Source organism: Delftia sp. K82, assembly GCF_002193035.1.
Classification (GTDB): domain Bacteria; phylum Pseudomonadota; class Gammaproteobacteria; order Burkholderiales; family Burkholderiaceae_C; genus Comamonas; species Comamonas acidovorans.
In genome coordinates this window covers 3,451,835-3,471,568 of sequence record NZ_MYFL01000001.1, presented here as the reverse complement: position 1 = coordinate 3,471,568, position 19,734 = coordinate 3,451,835, and the positions used below count along the sequence as shown (strand labels likewise).

The window sequence follows — 19,734 nt, the reverse complement described above, 5'->3', positions numbered from 1 at the left end:
TCCCCGCTGCCGGACGTGTGGACTAAGCGCCGCTGCCGGCCATAAACAGTCAAGAAGTCTCGAAGTTAAGGCGATAAAATAGAATGGGCACTGCAATAATTTTTTGAGCTCTTCTGTCATGAAGGGAGTACAAATTTTATATCTCTATTTTAAAATTGTGTGATATCTGAATTTGCCATATCAAATATGGATAAAATTAATAAATTAAATAGATAGGGGTTTATTTTGCAGCGTAAAGATTTTTTCAAGAGGCTTTACAGTGGATTTAAGGCTGAGTATATAGTTGCCGGAAAGATTTTTGGTGCCGGCTTGGAAGCATTCAAGCTTCCTGCAGATTTCGGTTTTGATCTTTTAATCTCTAATCAGATGAATAAATCTTTTGGAGAGAAAAGTGAAATTAACCGGATCTATGATTTTCCTTATGTTCTTCAAGTTAAGTCGAGAATTATTCAGGCTAGTTATTTCCAGGAGAAAAATCAACGACAAGAAGCTGTAATTAATTTCAAGATTACCGAGGATGAATTTTTTCTACTTTCCAAAGAGAAAAGCTCCTACTTGGCGCTTGTTCTTATATTTCCTGAGGAGAAAAATACTCTTTCCGAGAAGCATGCGATTGTTTGGTTTAAAGGTACACAACTTCCTTGTCTTAGAGAGCAAGTATTCCTTGAGCCAGTAATTGAAAATGATCGACGTTTCTATGAAATCTCCGTCGTTATACGCCTTAATAGAAAAGAAAAAGCAAAAGAGATGCTTATGCAATTAGTGAAAAATAATGATATCTCAGAGAAAGTGGCTAAGATCATAGAGGAAAAAATTCCAGCTGAATATCTTTCGGGAAATACTAATGAATATATTTCAATTAGACGCAGAAGCTACACTAAAGATAATTATGAAAGTAAAAAAGCATTTGTGGTTTGTAAAGTAAGTGATGTCCAAACAGCTATCGAAAATATTGGGTGTGAAGTGTTTGACATCTCTTCTGATATAAGGCCTGCTCATCTTAAGTTGCCGAATTTCTAAAATTCAAAGAATAAGTTTTTTCTCTAAAATGGTAATTAATTCTTAATTTATCTATGTAATTGATATTCCCGATTTGTAGCTCAGATGAGATATTGAATTTTTCCATACTGAAATCCGCTTAAGGGCGATTGCCGTCATCCAGTTTCCGTCGTCGAACGCGGACTATTAGCTTAAAGCAGCCATCAAGGTTAGCATCGCGACCGGTCATACCTTGGCATCAAGTCTCAGCCTGCATTAAGCTTGATCTCAAGGAATACGCGCAGGGCATCCTGATGAGCGCCTGAACTGTTTCTTCTTCGAGATTTTCGATGGCCGCATTCAGCCGAGACATGCCGACAGAGTGTCCGAATGCAGTCCTGGCGGGATTGACTACCCCAGGCCGTTAACAGTCCTTCGCTGGAAGCTGTTGCCGACCATGTATTCAACCAGCCTATTCAACAGTTTGAAGTGTGACTTCGCCGAGATCACTTCTAAAGCGGTGGCTGTTGAGGACATGAAGAGCATGGAGCATCTGTTCATTGACTTTGATCTTTCGGCCAGCGAGCATGCGGACTTCAAAGCTGCCTTTTCCGAAGTCTTTGCCGTAGGCAGCCGCCTGTCACCGAGGGCGGACCTGCCGTCCTTTCGCTCTGTACGCTCTGCGCTTTGGCAGGCCTGGGCAGTTTGTCATTGATGGCGGCGCGAAAGACGCATGCACTGCCCGGTGCCTGCGCCTGAGGTCGGTGGAGATGAGTGGCAGCAGCCCTCCACAAGCACCTCAAAACAGGTGCTGCGGGTCGCTGCAACCGCCCTCAAAAACTATGCATCAACCCCGCAGTCACCCCCGTAGCCACATCCTTGTTCTGCCCGCCCTGAAACCCTCCGCTCCAGTGCGTGCGGTCCAGTTCCGCATACAGCTTGCTGCGGCGTGACAGCTTGTATTCCGCAAACAGCAGGGCGCGGGTGTAGCCGTCTGCGGCGCGGCCGCTGCGTTCGCGTTCCACGCGGTACAGGGCGGCGGTCAGGTCCAGCGTGCTGCGGGCGGACCAGGTGGCGCCCAGCGAGTGCACGCGCTGCACGGTGCGGCTGGTGGTGGCGTTGGTCTGGCCGTCGCTGCGCGCGGTGTTCAGCGCCAGGCGCAGGTTGTCCCATTTGTAGCTGGCGCCCAGGGTGGCGGCTTTCAGCTCCCATTGGTCTGCGGTCTTGAAGCGCTGGTAGGCGCCGGAGACCGTCCATGTCTGCGTGCCATAGGCCAGGCCTGCGCCGGCCGATGAGCGGGCGGAGCCGCCTTGCGCCGTCTCGCCAAAGCTGTACATGGCGCGGGCGGTGAGGCCGCCGAAGCGGCCGGTGTACTTGACCGAGTTGTCCAGCCGGTATGAGCCGGTGGTGGCGCCTGCGCTGCCGTATTCCACGCCCAGGCCGTGGCTGCTGAGCGCGGCGGTGGCGATGTTGGGGTTGAAGGCGGCGAAGCGCATGCCCACGGGGTCCACGGGGCTGATGGCATCTGCCAGCAGGTTGGTCTGGCGCCCGGCCGTGACCTGGCCCCAGCTGCCGCCCAGGCCCACGATGGCCGCGCGGTCGAAGAATTTGCTGGAGTTGGCGGTGGTGCCGGTGTCCAGGTTCAGGCCGGTTTCCAGGTTGAACAGGGCGTACATGCCGCCACCCAGGTCTTCGCGCCCGCGAAACCCGAAGCGGCTGGTGGTGTTGACGCCGCTGGACAGCGCGGCGCCCGAGGTGTTGCTGGCCGCGTTGGCGGCGGTGAGGCCGCTGGTGTAGCGCACGCCGGTATCGGCAATGCCGTAGAGCGTGATGCTGGATTGCGCAAGGGCGGACAGCGGTGCGGCGGCGAGGGTGATCAGCACCAGGGTTTTGGTGTTCATGGGTGTGGCGAGGGTGATAGGGCTGGGCAGCGGCATGCCGCAGCAGTGCCGTTGCAGCGCCGCTGAATGGAGGTCGAACCGGGGAGGGGTGAAGGCCCCCTGTGTGTCGAGGGCCCTGAGGGCCTTGAGGGCCTTGAGTGCCTAGAGAGCCTTGAGGGCTCGGGGGCCTGCCGTCAGGGCTTGGCCGCCGGCTCCATGCCGGTGCTGCGCACGATGGGCGCGGCGGCGGGGGCTGCCAGGAAGCGGATCAGGTGGCGCGCCGTGTCAGGGCTCTTGGCGCCGGTGGCCACGCCTGCGGAGAAGAAGACGCGCTGCTGCACTTCATCGGGCAGGGGGCCGACGAATTCCAGTTCCTTGAACGGCAGCAGTTCGCTGACCTGCTGGAAGCCGATGTCCGCATCGCCACGCAGCACCACGGCACCCACGCGCTCGCTGAGGATGCGGGTGGCCTTGCCCTTCATCTGCTCGGCCACGCCCAGGCGCGGGAACAGTTCGTTGGCCAGGTAGGTGCCGCTGGCGCTGGCCGAGTAGGCAATGGTCTTGGCATCCAGCAGGGTTTGCTTGAGCGCGTCCACGGTGCTGATGTCGGGCTTGGGCGTGCCCTTGCGCACGCTCATGCCGATCATGGAGCGCGCCAGGTCCACACGGCTGCCCGCTTCCACCTTGCCTTGGGCGGCCAGATTGTCCAAGGCTCCATCCGCGAGGATGACGATATCGAACTGCTCGCCCCGCGCCAGGCGGCTGGGAATGGAGTCCTGCGCATTGCCCATGGAGGCACCGCGCGAGGTGACGACCTTGTGGCCCGTGGCCTGCTCGTACAGGGGTATCAACTGGTCGTAGGCGGCAGAGAAGCCGCCCGAGGTGACTACGCGGATTTCATCTGCGCTGGCCGTGGAGGGCGTGGCAGCGCCCAGGGCTAGGCCCAGGCTGAGTGCGCCGCCCAGCAGCGCGCCCAGGGTGCGGCGGCGCAGGGTGGATGGCAGGGGGGTGGAACGGATGGCGGTCATGGTTTGTCTCCTGGTTTTTTATGGTTGGGGGATGGCTGCCGAGGCTGCTGAAGCTGCCGAGGCTTCTGAGGCGGATCAATCGGCGGTGATTTTTCGCTCGCGGATGATGCGGCCCCACTTGGCGTGCTCGGCGGCGATGAACTGGCCCAGTTCCTCGCGGGTGCCCGGGGCGGCGGTCTGGCCGTGCTTGAGCAGGTTGTCGCGCACTTCGGGGGTGTTCAGCACCTTGACCAGCTCGGTGTTCCAGCGGTCCAGCAAGGGCTTGGGCGTCTTGGCGGATGCAACGAAGGCGTACCAGTTGGTGGCGTTGAAGCCGGGGAAGCTTTCGGCCACGGTGGGCACGTTGGGCAGGTAGGCCGGGCGCGTGAGGCCCGTGGTGGCCAGCGGGATCAGCTTGCCCGATTCGATGTGGGGCAGGGCCGTGGGCGGGGCTGCGTAGAAGGAGGTCACGCGGTTGCCCAGCACGTCCTGCAGGGCGGGCGCGCCGCCCTTGTAGGGCACGTGCAGGGTGTCGATCTTGGCGACATCGTTGAGCAGTTCACCGGCCAGGTGGGATGCGGAGCCGGGGCCGGTGGAGGCAAAGTCCAGCTTGCCGGGTTCGCGCTTGGCCTTGGCCACGTATTCGCCCAGGGTCTTGATGCCGGTGGCGGCAGGCACGACGAGCACGTTGGGAAAGTTCACTCCCATGGTGATGGGGGCCAGGTCCTTGAGCGGGTCGTAGCCGATCTTCATGAAGTGCGGCGCAATGGCCAGCGGGCCGATGGAGCCGAAGAGCAGCACCGAGCCGTCGGACGGGCCATTGGCCACCTGCGTGTGGGCCAGGTTGCCGCCTGCGCCTGGCTTGTTTTCCACGACCACGCTCTGGCCGATGTTCTCGCCCAGCTTCTTGGCGATGATGCGCGCGGCAATGTCGGCCGAGCCGCCTGCGGCGAAGCCGACCACCATGACCACGGGTTTCTTGGGGGGGAAGTCCTGGGCCTGGGCAGTGCCCACGGCCAGGGAAAGAAGGGCGGCCAGGGCGCCGCCTGCGATCAGTCTGCGTTGGTGCATGTCGTCTCCGTTTGTTGGTCTTGCCTGCCCTCAGGGGGCAGCGTTATCAAGGGCGCCATCCTATGCAGCGGGTGTTATTCTGTGAATTGCAACTTTTGGAAGGACTGTTGCGTGCAGCGCATCAAATTCGACATGGGAGAACTGATCGCCTTCGTGACCACGGCCGAGAAAGCCAGCTTTCGCCTGGCCGCGGAAGCGCTTTTCCTGTCGCCGCCTGCCTTGAGCCGGCGGGTGGAGCGGCTGGAGTCCGTGCTGGGTGCGCGGCTGCTGGAGCGCACCACGCGGCGTGTGGAACTGACCGAGGTGGGCCATGAATTCCTGCGGGAGGCGCGCAGGGCCCTGGCCGGCCTGGACGAGGCCGTGCAGCGCGTGGATGACCAGCTGAAGCTGCGCCGTGGCCGGGTGACGGTTGCCTGCGTGCCTTCGGTGGCCACCAATCTGCTGCCGCCCGTGCTGAAGACCTTTGCCGTGGAGCAGCCCGATGTGCAGGTGCATGTCATCGACGAGAGCGCGCAGCAGGTGGTGGAGGTCGTGCTGCGCGGGGATGCGGACTTTGGCCTGAGCTTCACGGGCAGCCAGGAGCCGTCGCTGCGCTTTGAGGCGCTCACGCGCGAGCGCTATGTGCTGGCCATGCCGCGCAGCCACGCCTGGGCCGGGCGCAGCCAGGTGGAATGGGCCGAGCTGGCGGGCAAGCGCCTGGTCTCCGTCTCCCACAAGAGCGGCAACCGGCTGCTGCTGGACCAGGTGATGGCCGGCCTGCCCGAGCAGCCCGTGGCCTGGCACGAGTGCAACCACGTCACAGGCGCCCTGGCCCTGGTGGAGGCCGGCCTGGGCTTGGCCGCCGTGCCCCAGCTGGCCCTGCGCCAGGACCACGCCCAGGTCTGCGGCGTACCCCTGACCGCACCCGATGTGTGGCGCACGCTGGGCCTGCTGCAAAGGCGTGACCGCGTGCTGGGGCCTGTGGCGCAGGCGTTGCGGGAGTGCCTGGTGCAGGTGCAGGGCGCGGGCGGCTGAACTGGCCTTGGATTCACTGCGCTGCAACCCCGTTGCGCGCAGGGCCTGGCATGGCTGCCGCATAGCGCAGTGCGGAGAAGGATGGAATCACACTTTCACATGAATGCAACTCATGCATCTGTGAATTAAAACCATTTTACTTCATCGATTCGCATCCATACCATTCGTTCCCATTGTTCGTTTGCATTTGGGAAGCAGTCATGGTCATCACCACACCCTCGGATCGCATGGATGCCAGAACCGGCTCCCGCGCTGAACTTGGCCATCTCGCGTGAGCGCAGCCATGTCACGTCCGCTCCGTCTGGTCGCCGTTTCCGGTGGACTGCAACGCCCCTCCAAATCTGCCGCCTTGGCAGAGCATCTGTCTGATCTGATCGCCGACGAAGTTCCGTGCGAACAGCGCCTTGTGGAACTGGGCCAGCTTGCGCCGCAGCTTGCCGGCGCGGTGTGGCGCGCGCAGTTGCCCGAGAGGGTGGAGCGTGAGCTTGCGGCGGTGGAGCAGGCGGATGTGCTGGTGGTTGCCACACCGGTCTTTCGTGGCGCCTACACCGGGCTGTTCAAGCACTTCTTCGACTTCGTCCACCAGGACGCCTTGATCGACAAGCCCGTGCTGCTGGCGGCCACCGGTGGCAGCGAGCGCCATGCCCTGGTGATCGACCACCAGCTGCGGCCGCTGTTCAGCTTCTTCCAGGCGCGCACCCTGCCGCTGGGTGTGTACGCGACCGACAAGGATTTCGTGGACTACTGCCTGCACGACGAGGCCCTGATACAGCGGGCCGCACTGGCGGTGCAACGGGCATTGCCGCTGGTCGAGCTGATGCACCGCGCCAGGCCCTGCCTGGCCGAGGAAATGGCTGCGGCCTGAATCAACCCACTTTTTTTATTTCTAAATCAGGTCATTGGATCACCATGAACGCAGAACTGCATTTCAGCCTCAAGAGCATCCGTTTCGATGAGAACTATCACCCATCGGACAGCACGCGCATTACCACCAACTTTGCCAATCTGGCCCGGGGAGCGAGCCGGCAACAGAACCTGCGCCATACGCTGAGGATGATTGACAACCGCTTCAATGACCTGGCGCATTGGGACAATCCGACGGGAGACCGCTATTCAGTCGAGCTGGACATCATCTCCGTGGAGATGGGCATGGGTGCGGAGATGGGAAGTGGCGTATTTCCGTTGATCGAGATATTGAAGACCAGCATTCTGGACAGAAGATCGAACAAGCGCATAGCCGGCATTGCAGGGAACAATTTTTCTTCCTACGTGCGTGACTATGACTTCAGTGTTCTGCTGCCGGAGTACAACATCAACCGCCAGGAGTTCAGCACGCCGGACGATTTTGGCGACCTGCATGGCAAGCTGTTCAAGCAATTCGTCCGTTCGAGCACGTACAGGGAGCACTTCGACAAGCACCCCGTCATCTGCATTAGCGCTTCTACCAGCAAGACCTATCAGCGCACCGGAAACCAGCATCCCGTACTGGGTGCCGAGTATCAGCAAAATGAGTTGTCATCTACGGACCGGTATTTTGGGAAGATGGGGATGCAGGTTCGATTTTTCATGCCGCCCAATAGCGTGGCACCCCTGGCTTTCTATTTTCAGGGCGACCTGCTGGCCGACTACACGAATCTCGAGTTGATCGGCACCATCAGCACCATGGAGACCTTCCAGAAGATTTATCGCCCCGAGATCTACAACGCCAATTGCGCGGCAGGAAAAATCTATCAGCCGAGCCTGAAGAACCATGATTACTCGTTGACGCAGATTGTCTATGACCGTGAAGAGCGCAGCCAGCTGGCCGTCAAGCAGGGCAGGTTTGCGCAGGAGCATTTCATCAAGCCGTACAGGAATGTTCTTGAGCAATGGGCTGCCGATTGCGCGCTCTAACCGGCCAGACAGACAGACAGACAGACAGACCATTTTTCATTGATTGCGCAGCGGCTTGGGACAACGGTCCTGAAGCACGCTGGCACCACCCCTCTTGCCTTGAAGGAATTCCCCGATGTTTGAAACCTCTATCGCCGGCAGCCTGCCCAAGCCAGCCTGGCTGGCCGAAACCAACAAGCTCTGGCCCCAGTGGCAGGCCGAGGGCGATGCGCTTCGCCAGGCCAAGGCCGATGCGACCCTGCTGTGGATCAAGGCCCAGGAAGATGCAGGCCTGGACATCGTGTGCGACGGCGAGCAGTCGCGCCAGCACTTCGTGCATGGCTTTCTGGAGCAGGTGGAGGGCATCGACTTCGACAACAAGGTGAAGATGGGCATCCGCGACAACCGCTACGACGCGATGGTGCCGCAGGTGGTTGCCGCCTTGCGCCTGAAGGGCCGCGTGCATGCCTTCGAGGCGCAGCTGGCGCGTGCGCACACCAAGAAGAAGCTGAAGTTCACGCTGCCCGGCCCGATGACCATCGTCGATACCGTGGCGGACCGCTTCTATGGCGACAAGGTCAAGATGGCCTTCGCCTTTGCCGAGCTGCTCAACCAGGAGGCCCTGGCGCTGCAGGCCGACGGCGTGGACATCATCCAGTTCGACGAGCCCGCCTTCAATGTCTACATGAAGGATGCCGCCGACTGGGGCGTGCAGGCGCTGGAGCGCGCAGCGCAGGGCCTGACCTGCACGACGGCCGTGCATATCTGCTACGGCTACGGAATCAAGGCCAATACGGATTGGAAGAGCACGCTGGGCGAGGAATGGCGCCAGTACGAGACGGTGTTTCCCGCGCTGGCCAGGAGCCGCATCGACCAGGTGAGCCTGGAATGCATCCACTCCCATGTGCCGCCCGACCTGATGAGGCTGCTGGCCGGCAAGGACGTGATGGTCGGCGTGATCGATGTGGCCAGCGACGTGGTGGAGACACCCGAGGAGGTGGCGGACACCATCGGCCGGGCACTGGAGTTCGTGCCGAAGGAGCGGCTGTTCCCCTGCACGAACTGCGGCCTGGCGCCCATGGGCCGGGACGTGGCGTGGCGCAAGCTGAAGGCGCTGGCAGAAGGCACGAAGCTGGCAAAGGAGCGGCTCGCCAAGGCCTGATGCCCTGCGTGGCCAAGCGCGGGGGCAGAACCCTGGGGTGCAAGGGGTGCCAGGGGTTCATGGTTTGCCCTGTATCGGATTCAGGCAACTGTCTGAAGTCAAGACACTGAATCTGTTCAATAGTCGGGCACTCACTGCCCGTGCTCTGCCCGAGCCCGCCATTGCGCCTGCTTGGCCCACCTGGGCCTGCCTGGCACAAAGCATGCATGGTCCCTCCCCACAGAAGCAGCGGGCGCCAGCCCAGCCGCCAACCCAAGGAGACAAACCATGCAACGCCGCCCCTTCCTGCATTCCGCCCTCGCACTCTCCGCCATGGCCACCATGGCCGCTGCGGCTCCTGCCGCCATGGCCCAGCAGGGCGAGATCCGCATTGCCCACGTCTACAGCAAGACCGGCGCGCTGGAGGCCTATGGCAAGCAGACCCAGGCCGGGTTGCTGATGGGGCTGGAGTACGCCACGGGCGGCAGCATGGCGGTGAATGGCAAAAAGCTGGTGGTGATCGAGAAGGACGACCAGGGCAAGCCCGACCTGGGCAAGAGCCTGCTGGCCACGGCGTATTCCGATGACAAGGCCGATCTGGCCGTGGGGCCCACGTCGTCCGGCGTGGCGCTGGCCATGCTGCCCGTGGCCGAGGAGTACAAGAAGATTTTGCTGGTGGAGCCGGCCGTGGCCGATTCGATCACGGGCGACAAGTGGAACAAGTACATCTTCCGCACGGGCCGCAATTCCAGCCAGGACGCCATCAGCAATGCGGTGGCCATCGACAAGGCGGGCGTGACGATTGCCACGCTGGCCCAGGACAACGCCTTCGGCCGCGACGGGGTGAAGGCCTTCAAGGACTCCATCAAGAAGGGCAAGCTGGCGCATGAGGAATACCTGCCCGCAGCCACCACGGATTTCACGGCAGGGGCGCAGCGGCTGATCGACAAGCTCAAGGACCAGCCGGGCAGGAAGATCATCTGGATCGTGTGGGCCGGGGCGGGCAATCCGTTCAAGATCGCGGACATGGATCTCAAGCGCTACGGCATCGAGATCGCCACGGGCGGCAACATCCTGCCCGCCATGGCGGCCTACAAGAATCTGCCGGGCATGGAGGGCGCCACGTACTACTACTACGGCATTCCCAAGAACCCGGTGAACGAGGCCCTGGTGTCCATGCACTACAAGCAGTACAAGACGCCGCCGGATTTCTTCACGGCGGGCGGTTTCTCTGCGGCCATGGCCATCGTGACGGCGCTCAAGAAGACAGGTGGAGACACCAAGACCAACACGCTGATCAAGGTCATGGAGGGCATGAGCTTCGACACGCCCAAGGGCCAGATGACCTTCCGCAAGGAAGACCACCAGGCCCTGCAGAGCATGTACCACTTCAAGATCCGCGTGGACCCGGCGCTGGCCTGGGGCGTGCCGGAGCTGGTGCGCGAGATCAAGCCCGAGGAGATGCAGGTCCCCATCCGCAACGGCCGCTGAGCAATGTTGCGCACAGAGGATCTGACCATCCGCTTCGGGGGCCATGTGGCCGTCAACGGCGTGAGCTGCGCTTTCGAGCCGGGCACGCTGACGGCCATCGTGGGTCCCAACGGGGCGGGCAAGACCACGTATTTCAACCTGATCTCGGGGCAGCTCAAAGCCACCGCCGGGCGCGTGCTGCTGGGCGGGCGCGAGCTCACGGGGCTGGCCCCTTCGGCGCGCACGCGCGCCGGGCTGGGGCGGGCGTTCCAGCTCACCAATCTGTTCCCGCACCTGAGCGTGCTGGAGAACGTGCGCCTGGCCGTGCAGGCGCGCGACGAGGGCCCGCACCGGCGCGGCCTGAACCTGTGGAGCATCTGGAGCGACCACCGCGCGCTCACGCAGCGGGCGCTGCACATCCTTGACCAGGTGGCCCTGTCCGCCCGGCGCGACGAGGCCGTGGCCGCGCTGCCGCATGGCGACCAGCGCAAGCTGGAGGTGGCCTTGCTGATGGCGCTGGAACCCCAGGTCTATATGTTCGACGAGCCCACGGCGGGCATGAGCCATGACGAGGCGCCGGTGATCCTGGACCTGATACGCAAGCTCAAGCAGGACCGCAGCAAGATCATCCTGCTGGTGGAGCACAAGATGGATGTGGTGCGCGAGCTGGCCGACCGCATCATCGTGCTGACCAATGGCACGCTGGTGGCCGATGGGCCGCCGGCCGAGGTGATTGCCTCGCCTGTGGTGCAGCAGGCCTACCTGGGTGTGATGCCGGAGCAGGGCGCCGTGAAGGAGGCCGCATGACGCTCGACCACAGTTCCCTCCCCAACCTGCTTGAGCTGTCGGGCGTGCACACGCATATCGGGGCCTATCACATCCTGCATGGCGTGGACCTGGCCGTGCCGCGCGGGCAGCTGACCATGCTGCTGGGGCGCAATGGTGCGGGCAAGACGACGACGCTGCGCACCATCATGGGCCTGTGGCGGGCCAGCCAGGGGCGCATCGCCTTTGGCGGGGCCGACATCACGGCCCTGCCCACGCCCGCGATTGCGCGGCTGAACATTGCCTATGTGCCCGAGAACATGGGCATCTTCGCGGACCTGACGGTGCAGGAGAACCTGCTGCTGGCCGCGCGCGGCGCCTCGCGCGCCGACCGCATGGACGCGCAGCGGCTGCAGTGGATCTTCGGCATGTTCCCGGCCGTGGAGAAGTTCTGGAACCACCCGGCCGGCAAGCTGTCGGGCGGGCAAAAGCAGATGGTGGCGGTGGCGCGCGCCATCGTGGAGCCGCGTGATCTGCTGATCGTGGACGAGCCCAGCAAGGGCCTGGCGCCGGCCATCATCGAGAACATGATCGCGGCCTTCGCCCAGCTCAAGGCGGGCGGCACGACGATTGTGCTGGTGGAGCAGAACCTGGGCTTTGCCCGCCGCCTGGGCGACCGCGTGGCGGTGATGGACAACGGCCGCGTGGTGCATGCGGGCGGCATGGCCGAGTTCTCGGCAGACGCGGCGTTGCAGCAGTCGCTGCTGGGGCTTTCGCTATGAACAAGCTGAACAAGCTGGATGTGGATTTCAAGCCGCTGCTGCTGGTGCCGGTGCTGGCCCTGGTGGCGCTGCCGCTGGTGGGCTCGGCCTCGACCTGGCTGACGCTGACGGTGGCGGGGCTGGCCATGGGGATGATCGTGTTCATCATCGCCTCGGGGCTGACGCTGGTGTTCGGGCTGATGGACGTGCTGAACTTCGGCCACGGCGTGTTCATCGCGCTGGGTGCCTTCGTGGCCACCAGCGTGCTGGGTGCCATGGGCGACTGGACGGGGTCGGACCAGTTGTGGCGCAACCTGCTGGCCGTGCTGCCGGCCATGGTGGTGGCCATGCTGGTGGCGGGCGCCATCGGGCTGGCGTTCGAGCGCTTCATCGTGCGGCCCGTGTACGGCCAGCATCTCAAGCAGATCCTGATCACCATGGGCGGCATGATCATTGGCGAGGAACTGATCAAGCTCATCTGGGGCCCGCAGCAGATTCCGCTGCCGCTGCCCCAGGGCATGAAGGGCGCCTGGCTGCTGGGCGATGCCGCCGTGGAAAAGTACCGCGTGGTGGCCGTGCTGGTGGGGCTGGCGGTGTTTGCCCTGCTGGCCTGGACGCTGTCGCGCACCAAGATCGGCCTGCTGATCCGCGCGGGCGTGCAGGACCGCGAGATGGTGGAGGCCCTGGGCTACCGCGTGCGCCGACTGTTCGTGGGCGTGTTCGTGGCGGGCTCGGCCCTGGCCGGGCTGGGCGGGGTGATGTGGGGCATGTACCAGCAGAGCGTGGTGCCGCAGATGGGCGCGCAGGTCAATGTGCTGATCTTCATCGTGATCATCATCGGCGGGCTGGGCAGCACGGGCGGGGCGCTGATCGGCGCGCTGCTGGTGGGGCTGATGGCCAACTACACGGGGTTCCTGGTGCCCAAGGTGGCGCTGTTTTCCAACATTGCGTTGATGGTGGCCATCCTCTTGTGGCGGCCTCAGGGCGTCTATCCCGTCGCGAACCGCTGAAGGAGTGATCGACATGCTCAACCGATTGCTTTCCGGCGACATGCCGCGCAGCCGCGTGCTGGCGGTGCTGCTGCTGTTGATTTTCCTGGGGCTGGCGGCGGCGCCCTTCGTGTTCCCTGGCGTGAAGGCGCTGAACGTGGCGGCCAAGGTGCTGATCTTCGTGGTGCTGGTGGCCAGCTTCGATCTGCTGCTGGGCTACACCGGCATCGTGAGCTTTGCGCACACCATGTTCTTCGGCATTGGCGCCTATGGGGTGGCGATTGCATCGTCGCGCATAGGTGCTGGCTGGGGCGCGCTGGCGCTGGGCCTGGGCGCGGCGCTGCTGGTGTCGCTGCTGCTGTCGCTGGCCATCGGCCTGTTCTCGCTGCGCGTGCGGGCCATCTTCTTTGCCATGATCACGCTGGCCGTGGCGGCGGCGTTCCAGACGCTGGCCTCGCAGCTGTCGGAATGGACGGGCGGGGAAGACGGGCTGAGCTTCAAGCTGCCCGAGTGGCTGTCGCCCAGCTTCGAGCCGTTCGAGAACGAGGTGCTGGGCGTGCTGATCGACGGGCGCATCATCACTTACTACCTGCTGTTCGTGCTGGCCGTGGCGCTGGTGCTGGCGCTGCTGCGCATCGTCAATTCCCCGTTCGGCCGCGTGCTGCAGGCCATCCGCGAGAACGAGTTCCGTGCCGAGGCCATCGGCTACCGGGTGGTGGTGTACCGCACGCTGTCCAGCGTGCTGTCGGCCCTGTTCGCCTGTGTGGCCGGGGCCATGCTGGCGCTGTGGCTGCGTTATAACGGGCCCGATACCTCGCTGTCGTTCGAGATCATGATGGACTGCCTGCTGATCGTGGTGATCGGCGGCATGGGCACCATCTATGGCGCGGCGATCGGCTCGGTGCTGTTCCTCATCGCCCAGAGCTATCTGCAGGACCTGCTGCGCGTGGCCAGCGAGGCCGCGCACAGCCTGCCCTGGCTGGCCGCGCTGCTGTCGCCCGACCGCTGGCTGCTGTGGTTGGGCTTGCTGTTTGTACTGTCCGTGTATTACTTTCCCACCGGGGTTGTGGGCCGTTTGCGTTCCCCCGCTGCCAAGGCTTGACCAGCCTGTGGCGCATTCGTGCATCAGAGAAATATCAAAAGGAGATGAGCATGTTCAAGCGTGAAGGTGTGGCATTGATGGATGGGCGAGACACAAGGCGGGCGCAGCCCTGGCGCTGGACGGCCACCGCTGTTGCGGCTGCCGCGCTGGCGGCCTGCGGCAGCGGCGAGCGAGATCCCAGCAACGATCTGCCCAAGGGCTTTACCGAGCTGGGCGCCACGGTGTATCCGGCCACGGCCACCGGCACGGGCGCCACGGCGGCCACGCAGGACTTGCTGACCGGCGGCCTGGGCAAGACGGGCCTGGGCGCCGCGGCCGCGCCCCTGTACGCGGACCCTGCCAATCCCACGGCGGCGGAGCTGCGGCGCAATGCGCTGTACTCCAACTACCGGGGCATCCTGGACCCCTCGGCGGGCGGCGGCTACGGCACGCTGTACGGCCCCAACATCACGGCAGACGGGCAGGTGACCACGGGCGAAGGGCTGATCCCCGGGCGCGAGTACCTGGCCGTGCTGGACGACGGCACGGGCCGCAAGCAGACCATGGTGGCGGTGCAGGTGCCGGACAGTTTTGACCGCAACCGGCCGTGCATCGTGCTGGGCCCGTCCTCGGGCTCGCGCGGCGTGTATGGCGCCATCGGCACGGCGGGCGAGTGGGGCCTGAAGAAGGGCTGCGCCGTGGCGCTGACCGATGCGGGCAAGGGCGTGGGCCTGCACAACCTGAGCGACGACACCGTCAACAAGCTGGACGGCACGCGCGCCACGCGCACGGATGCGGGCAGCCTGTCCTTCTTTGCCGCACGGCTGACCGATGCGGCGCGCGCCGCCTACAACGCGGCGTTTCCCAACCGCATTGCCATCAAGCACGCGCATTCCCAGCAGAACCCTGAAAAGGACTGGGGCAACGACACGCTGGCCGCGGCCCGCTATGCGCTGTACGTGCTCAATGCCCGCTATGGCACCACGCAGGACCCCGTGCCCTTCGGCAAGGACAACACGCTGGTGCTGGCGGGCTCGGCCTCCAACGGCGGCGCGGCCGTGCTGCGTGCGGCCGAACTGGATGCGGACGGCCTGATCGACGGCGTGGTGGCCTCCGAACCCGTGACCGAGATGCCCACGCGCCAGGGCTACACGATTGCCGTGGGCAATGCGACCATGCCCAACCCGGGCCGCACGCTGGCCGAGTACACCACCTACGGCAACATCTACCAGCCCTGCGCGGCGCTGGCGCCCGATGCGGCGCTGACCGAGACATCGATCTTCAACTACATAGGCCTCACTGCCATGACGGCGCGGGCCGAGGCACGCTGCACCAGCCTGGCTGCCAAGGGCCTGGTCATCGGCAGCACCACGGCCGACCGCGCCGCCAATGCGCTGAGCAAGCTGCGCCTGTACGGCTGGACGCGCGACCATGACCGCATGCACAACGCCCACTACGCGCTGGGCAACGGCCCCATCCTGTCGGCCATGTACACCATGGCCTATGGCCGGTTTGGCGTGGATGCCAACCTGTGCCGCACCAGCTTTGCGGCCGCCAATGCCACGGGCGACGTGGTGCCCGCCACGGGGGCCGCGCTGGCCCAGAGCTTTGCCACGGCCAATGGCACGGCCAACGGCACGCCCGCCACGGTGGTCTACAACGACTCGGTGGGCGGGGCCAAGGCCTGGCAGTTTGCCGTGTCGCCCTCCACGCGCGTGGCCGACCTGGGCCTGGACAACGCGCTGTGCCAGCACGCGCTGGTGACGGGCTTCGATCCGGTGACGGGCTTCAATCTCTCCGAAAGCAGCGTGCCCACGCGTGCTCAGAGCGACGCCGTGCGCGCCGGCATTGCCGAGGTGCTGCACACCGCCAAGCTGCGCGGCAAGCCCACCATCATCGTGGCGGGCCGCAGCGATGCGCTGGTGCCGGTCAACCACAATGCGCGCGCCTACACGGTGCTCAACCGGGGGCTGGACGGCAGCAACACGCGGCTGCGCTATATCGAGGTGGTGAATGCCCAGCACTTCGATGCCTTCCTGCCGTTCTCGGGCTTCGACACGCGCTTTGTGCCGCTGCATCCGTACTTCAACCAGGCCATGGATGCCGTGTGGGCCAACCTGCGCAGCAGCACGGCACTGCCGGCCAGCCAGGTGGTGCGCACCACGCCGCGCGGCGGCCAGCCGGGCGCGGCGCCTGCCATCACGGCGGCCCAGGTGCCGCCCTTCGTGGCGCGGCCCAGCACGGCCAACACCATCGAGGTCAGCGACGGGCTGATCCGCATTCCTGAGTGAGCCAGGCCCTGGAGCGGCCGGCGGCCAAGGCGGCCGGCCGCTCCTGCACAGCAGAGATTTCTCCCATGGCTTCCAAAGCATCTTCCTCATCCGCGCCCGTACCCGCTTCCTGCTACACGCAATGCGCGGGCTACGAGATCCACTACATGGACTGGCGGCCCGCGCCCGAGGTGGCGCCAGCGGGCACCGTCGTCGCCTGGCACGGGCTGGCACGCACGGGGCGCGACATGGATGCACTGGCCCAGTTCCTGGCAGGCCAGGGCTGGCGCGTGATCTGCCCTGACACGCCGGGCCGGGGCCTGAGCCAGTGGAGCCGCGCGCCGCGCGAGGAATACCGGCTGGGCTTCTACGCCCGCATTGCGCGCGGGCTGTTCGATGCGCTGGGGCTGGAGCGCGCGCATTGGGTGGGCACGTCCATGGGCGGGGCGATCGGCACGGTCTGCGCCTCGGGCCTGTTCGAGCCGTCGCTGCGCGCACGCATTGCGACGCTGGTACTCAATGACAATGCGCCGCAGCTGGCCGAGTCAGCGCTTGCACGCATCAGGTCCTATGCGGGCCAGCCCCCGGCCTTCGATACGGTGGGCGAGCTGGAGGCCTTCTTTCGCCAGGCCTACCGGCCCTATGGCTGGCTCAGCGAGGCCGAGTGGCGCAAGCTCACCGAGACCAGCGTGCGCCGCCTGCCCGATGGGCGCGTCACGCCGCACTACGACCCGGCCATGATCGAGCAGTTCACGGCCCATGACGACGACTACGGCATCTGGCCGCACTACGACGCGCTGGAGATCCCCGTGCTGCTGCTGCGGGGCGTGGACTCGGACCTGGTACTGCCCGAGGTGGCTCGGGAAATGACCACGCGCGGCCCCGGTGCGCGCGGCCTGCTGCACTGGCAGGAGGTGCCCGGCTGCGGCCATGCGCCGGCGCTGAACGTGCCCGCGCACTGGCAATGGGTGCTGGAGCATCTGCAGCGCGGCTGAGCATCAACCCGGGCCGGGCGCGGATGTTGCTGCCGCGCTAGCATTTGCGACGGGTGCAGCCTCGCCTTCTTTTCGGGCGCGGGCACCGTCTGGGCAAGAGAGGCCTGACATGGGTTTTCTGGTGGAGCTGATCCGCGAGTACGGCTTCGGCATCGTCTTTCTCAATGTGTTCGTCGAGCAGCTGGGTGCGCCGATTCCGGCCTACCCGGTGCTGGTCGTGACCGGCGCGCTGGAAGGCGCTGACTGGGTGCGCCTGCTGTGGCTGGTGGCCGTGGCCGTGAGCGCGGCGCTGATTGCCGACCTGTTCTGGTACCAGGCCGGCAAGGCCTACGGCCACCGGGTGCTGGGGCGCATCTGCCGCATCTCGCTGTCGCCCGATGCCTGCATCCGCCAGACCGAAACCGTCTATGGCCGCTGGGGCGCAAGGTCGCTGCTGGTGGCCAAGTTCGTGCCGGGGTTTGCCTCCATCGCCAGCGCGCTGGCCGGTGTCATGGGCACGCCGCTGCGCAGCTTCGTGCTGTATGACGGGCTGGGTGCGCTGATCTGGGTGGGCTCGGCCGTGTACCTGGGCTCGCTGTTCAGCTCCACGGTGGAAGACCTGCTGGGCGTGCTCACCGCGCTGGGCCAGTGGGGCCTGTTGCTGCTGGGCGTGGCGCTGGGGCTGTTCATCGTGCGCAAGTGGTGGCAGCGCCATCGCATGGTGCGTTCATTGCGCATGCCGCGCATGTCGGTGCGCGAACTGGCGGGCCTGCATGCCCAGGGCATGCAGCCCACGGTGATCGATGTGCGCGCTCTGCCGCAGTACCGCCAGGGCCATATCCCCGGCGCCCAGTCCTGGGAACTGCGCCCGCGCGATGGCGGCGAGTCGCATGCGCACCTGCTGCCCCAGCACGACCATCCCCACGGGCTGGTGATCTACTGCGACTGCCCCAACGAGATATCCGCCGCCCGCCTGGCGCGCCAGCTGCAGCGCGCCGGCTTTGCCAACGTGCGCCCGTTGGTGGGCGGCCTCAAGGCCTGGCAGGCGGCTGGCTTCGACGTGGAAACCGCGCCGCTGCCCGTGACGGCCAGCGCGGATGAGGGGCCGGCGCCCAGCGTGCCCTGACCTTGGCCTTGGCCTTGACCTATTTCCCCGCCGGCATCGAGCAGTGCCCGCCTTGCGTGGCCTTGCCCGAGCCGGCCGCGATCAGCGGCGCCTCGAAGCGCAGGTCCACGGGCGGCGAGTGCAGGTGGTCCCAGGCCAGGAAGAGGACGAGCACGGCCCAGAAGACCGCGCGCAGGGTGTTTTGCTGTGTCATGGCGGGTCCTCTCAGAAATTGAAGTGGCGGCGGATGCGCAGGCCGAAGATGGTGCCGGCAAAGGCCAGCGGCACCCAGATCCAGCCGTGGATGCTGCCCGTGGAGATGCCCGAGAGCATGGCGCCCACATTGCAGCCGAAGGCCAGGCGCGAGCTGTAGCCCAGCACCAGGCCGGCCACCAGGGCCACCATCCATTGCGTGCCCGTGAGCGGCTTGGCATTGACGGGCTTGGCGGCAGCCACCCACAGGGCGCCGCCCAGGATGCCGATGTTGGTGATGCTGGTCACGTCCAGCAGCACGGTCTCGTGCAGGCGCGCGGCGTTGCCGGGCTGGCTCCAGAACCAGTTGGCGGCCAGGTCCACGGCGCCCGTGGCGTTGGCGATCTTGGCGGCCCACAGGCCGAAGCCGTAGACCACGCCCCAGGGCTGGCCCGCAATGATGAGGTTGAGCGTGGCCAGCACGGCCAGCAGCACGGCGCCCACCACCCACTTGCGCACGAACAGCGGCTTGGCCGGGCGCTTGAGTGCCATGTTGGCGCCACGCACATACCAGGCCACGCCCAGCGCGACCACGGCCAGCGCCGCCAGCGTGGCCAGCAGGGCAGGGGCCCAGCCCCAGGCCGTGACCAGGCCCACGGGCTGGGTGTTGCCCAGGTCCAGCCACCAGCCCAGGTGCAGGCTGCCCAGGAAGCTGCCGATGGCGAACACGGGCAGGATGGCCGCGTTCATGGGAATGCCCATGCCGGCCTTGTACAGCGTGCCGCTGCCGCAGCCGTCTGCAATCTGCATGCACAGGCCGAAGACGAAGGCGCCCACCAGCAGGCTGATGCTGGGCGGGCCCAGGGCGGCCGTGAGTTCGGGATAGTGGCCCAGCAGCGGCATGGCCAGCGCGGCGGCCAGCGCCAGCAGCAGCAACTGGCCGAAGACGCCGCTGGCGTCCTTGTCCTCGATCAGCATGCGCCAGCCCGTGGTGAAGCCGAAGCGCTTGCCGGCCAGCACCGCGCCCAGGCCCAGGCCCACGGCGAACAGCGCGGCCTGGCGCACCGAGACGCTCCACAGCAGCCAGCCAAAGAAAACGGCCAGGATGGCCGCAAGAGGAAGTCGTTTCATATGATTTTTCTCCATGCAGTCGCCCTCCCCGCG

At 64.7% G+C, this 19,734-nt stretch carries 19 protein-coding genes; 14 read left to right on the top strand and 5 right to left on the bottom strand.

What is annotated here, in order from left to right; translation table 11 throughout:
* Positions 1–225 precede the first annotated feature (225 nt).
* Positions 226–1,020 carry a hypothetical protein gene (locus tag KDK82_RS32095; protein ID WP_143343470.1) on the top strand — a complete coding sequence of 265 codons (795 nt, stop codon included), beginning with the start codon at positions 226–228 and terminating at the stop codon, positions 1,018–1,020.
* Positions 1,021–1,435: 415 nt separating this feature from the next.
* Complete coding sequence (locus tag KDK82_RS15330) at positions 1,436–1,693, top strand: hypothetical protein (RefSeq protein WP_043823834.1); 258 nt, start codon at positions 1,436–1,438, stop codon at positions 1,691–1,693.
* Positions 1,694–1,811: 118 nt separating this feature from the next.
* Here the strand turns inward: KDK82_RS15330 and KDK82_RS15325 are convergent, their stop codons facing one another.
* The 3 genes from KDK82_RS15325 to KDK82_RS15315 all read right to left on the bottom strand — a co-directional run bounded on the left by KDK82_RS15325 (position 1,812) and on the right by KDK82_RS15315 (position 4,936).
* On the bottom strand, positions 1,812–2,915 hold the full coding sequence (locus KDK82_RS15325) for a porin (RefSeq protein ID WP_088165375.1): 1,104 nt from the start codon (positions 2,913–2,915) through the stop codon (positions 1,812–1,814).
* A gap of 137 nt (positions 2,916–3,052) precedes the next feature.
* Positions 3,053–3,886, bottom strand: a complete 834-nt coding sequence (locus KDK82_RS15320) for a substrate-binding domain-containing protein (protein WP_088165374.1) — start codon at positions 3,884–3,886, stop codon at positions 3,053–3,055.
* A gap of 75 nt (positions 3,887–3,961) precedes the next feature.
* Positions 3,962–4,936, bottom strand: a complete 975-nt coding sequence (locus KDK82_RS15315; protein ID WP_034391632.1) for a tripartite tricarboxylate transporter substrate binding protein — start codon at positions 4,934–4,936, stop codon at positions 3,962–3,964.
* 111 nt (positions 4,937–5,047) lie between these two features.
* On the opposite strand from KDK82_RS15315, the gene KDK82_RS15310 reads away from it, so the two are divergent.
* The 12 genes from KDK82_RS15310 (at position 5,048) to KDK82_RS15255 (ending at position 18,399) form a co-directional block, all read left to right on the top strand.
* Entirely contained in the window at positions 5,048–5,950 is a 903-nt protein-coding gene (locus KDK82_RS15310; protein ID WP_088165373.1) for a LysR family transcriptional regulator, read from the top strand.
* Between the two features lie 283 nt (positions 5,951–6,233).
* On the top strand, positions 6,234–6,815 hold the full coding sequence (gene msuE, locus KDK82_RS15305) for an FMN reductase (RefSeq protein WP_088165372.1): 582 nt from the start codon (positions 6,234–6,236) through the stop codon (positions 6,813–6,815).
* 44 nt (positions 6,816–6,859) lie between these two features.
* Positions 6,860–7,843 carry a DUF1852 domain-containing protein gene (locus KDK82_RS15300; protein WP_088165371.1) on the top strand — a complete coding sequence of 328 codons (984 nt, stop codon included), beginning with the start codon at positions 6,860–6,862 and terminating at the stop codon, positions 7,841–7,843.
* A gap of 115 nt (positions 7,844–7,958) precedes the next feature.
* Complete coding sequence (locus KDK82_RS15295) at positions 7,959–8,984, top strand: methionine synthase (RefSeq protein ID WP_088165370.1); 1,026 nt, start codon at positions 7,959–7,961, stop codon at positions 8,982–8,984.
* Positions 8,985–9,251: 267 nt separating this feature from the next.
* On the top strand, positions 9,252–10,454 hold the full coding sequence (locus tag KDK82_RS15290; protein ID WP_088165369.1) for a substrate-binding domain-containing protein: 1,203 nt from the start codon (positions 9,252–9,254) through the stop codon (positions 10,452–10,454).
* Positions 10,455–10,457: 3 nt separating this feature from the next.
* Positions 10,458–11,240: an ABC transporter ATP-binding protein gene (locus KDK82_RS15285; protein WP_043791655.1), complete on the top strand. Its 783-nt coding sequence runs from the start codon at positions 10,458–10,460 to the stop codon at positions 11,238–11,240.
* Complete coding sequence (locus KDK82_RS15280) at positions 11,237–11,980, top strand: ABC transporter ATP-binding protein (protein WP_088165368.1); 744 nt, start codon at positions 11,237–11,239, stop codon at positions 11,978–11,980. The genes KDK82_RS15285 and KDK82_RS15280 overlap by 4 nt, the downstream gene beginning before the upstream one ends.
* Positions 11,977–12,969, top strand: coding sequence for a branched-chain amino acid ABC transporter permease (locus tag KDK82_RS15275; protein WP_088165367.1), 993 nt, complete (start codon positions 11,977–11,979; stop codon positions 12,967–12,969). Before KDK82_RS15280 ends, KDK82_RS15275 begins: the two co-directional genes overlap by 4 nt.
* A gap of 13 nt (positions 12,970–12,982) precedes the next feature.
* Entirely contained in the window at positions 12,983–14,050 is a 1,068-nt protein-coding gene (locus KDK82_RS15270; RefSeq protein ID WP_088165548.1) for a branched-chain amino acid ABC transporter permease, read from the top strand.
* Positions 14,051–14,127: 77 nt separating this feature from the next.
* Entirely contained in the window at positions 14,128–16,320 is a 2,193-nt protein-coding gene (locus tag KDK82_RS15265; protein WP_088165547.1) for a 3-hydroxybutyrate oligomer hydrolase family protein, read from the top strand.
* Positions 16,321–16,385: 65 nt separating this feature from the next.
* Positions 16,386–17,294, top strand: a complete 909-nt coding sequence (locus KDK82_RS15260; RefSeq protein ID WP_088165546.1) for an alpha/beta fold hydrolase — start codon at positions 16,386–16,388, stop codon at positions 17,292–17,294.
* A 109-nt stretch (positions 17,295–17,403) separates the two neighbouring features.
* Complete coding sequence (locus KDK82_RS15255; protein ID WP_088165366.1) at positions 17,404–18,399, top strand: rhodanese-like domain-containing protein; 996 nt, start codon at positions 17,404–17,406, stop codon at positions 18,397–18,399.
* A 19-nt stretch (positions 18,400–18,418) separates the two neighbouring features.
* Here KDK82_RS15255 and KDK82_RS32805 read toward each other — a convergent pair whose 3' ends face one another.
* Positions 18,419–18,592 (bottom strand): hypothetical protein, encoded by a 174-nt coding sequence (locus KDK82_RS32805; protein WP_012204476.1) that lies wholly within the window; start codon positions 18,590–18,592, stop codon positions 18,419–18,421.
* A gap of 11 nt (positions 18,593–18,603) precedes the next feature.
* Positions 18,604–19,701, bottom strand: coding sequence for a YeeE/YedE thiosulfate transporter family protein (locus KDK82_RS15250; protein WP_088165365.1), 1,098 nt, complete (start codon positions 19,699–19,701; stop codon positions 18,604–18,606).
* Positions 19,702–19,734: the final 33 nt, after the last annotated feature.